This is a genomic window from Variovorax sp. 20P10.2.4 (assembly GCF_058244205.1).
In genome coordinates, this window is the sequence record NZ_JBZAYE010001132.1 from 1 (window position 1) to 1,276 (window position 1,276).

Genomic DNA, 1,276 nt, shown 5'->3' on the forward strand with positions numbered 1-1,276 from the left:
CCGGGAAAGTGGCCGGCGAACGCGGGATGGTCGACCGGCACCGTGTGCAGAAGCCGCACCGGCGTGCCGTCCTCGGCCAGTTGCGCCAGCGCGAACTCGCGCAGCGCGCGCACCGTGAGCTTGCCCGTGCCCTCGCGCGGAAAACTCTTCACATGCACCACGCGCCGCGGCACGAAGACCGGCTCGAGCCGTTGCCGCAGCGCAGCAACGATGACCGCCGCCGTGAGCTCGGGCGCCACCACGAAGGCGATCGGCCGCACCACGCCGTCGGCCACCTCGTCGGGCAGCCAGAAGGCGCCGTCGTCCACGCCGGGAATGCTGTTGAGGTGGTAGTTGAGGTGGGCCAGCGAACTGCGCCGGCCGGCCACGTGGATCAGGTCGTTGGCGCGGCCGAACAGCCGGAAGCGGCGCTCGTCGAGCAGCTCGAGCACGTCGGCCATCGGCGTCGGCTCGGGCAGGAAGTCGCCGCTGAAGATGAAGCGCTCGTTGCCGTCCTCGCCACCCGGCTCGGCATGCACGCGGATCTCGCCGAAGGTCTCCCAGACCTCGGTCTCGGTGGTGCGGCGCATCGCGACCTGGCCCGACTCGGTGCTGCCGTAGATCTCGAGCAGCACGCCGTGCAGCGCCTGCTCGGCCTGGGCGGCGAGCTGCGGCGACAGCGGCGCGGTGGCCGAGAGGATCAGGTCGACCTCGGGCAGCGCGATGCCCGACAGCAGCAGCGTCTTGAGGTGGAACGGCGTGGTCACCAGCGCGCGCGGCCGCGGCACCGAGGCCAGGGCCTGCGCCACGTCGGCCGGGAAGAAGGGCCGGCCGCTGTCGAAGGCGGCGCCGCCAAGCATCGCCAGCAGCACCGAGGATTCGAGCCCGTAGCTGTGCTGCACCGGCACGGTGGCGACCAGCGTCAGGCCCGCGAGCGAAGGAAGATCGAGCACGCGGCACAGGCGCGCCACCGCCACCGCCACGTCGCCCGTGAGCGTGCGCCAGGTCTTGGCATGCGGCTGGGGCGCGCCGGTGGAGCCCGAGGTCAGCAGGCTGGCCGCGTGGCGTTCGGCGTCGATCATGGGCACGGCCGCCGTGTCGGCAGCACCGCCGGCATCGCTCGGCGCTGGGCCGGCCGCCTTCTCGATCACCAGGCGCGCCATGCCGGGCGTCTGCAGCGCCGGGTCGTCGACCAGCGCGAACAGGCCGTCGCCATGCGATTCGCGCAGCCGCGACAGCGTGTCGGCGCGCGCGTCGGGCGGCAACAGGCTGGCATGGCCGCGCACCAGGGCCGCGG

At 73.4% G+C, this 1,276-nt stretch carries 1 protein-coding gene; it reads right to left on the bottom strand.

All coding sequences use genetic code 11. The features are described 5' to 3' along the window. Positions 1–1,276: AMP-binding protein (locus AC27VN_RS41725; RefSeq protein WP_490880549.1), on the bottom strand; the 1,276-nt coding region annotated here is incomplete at both ends.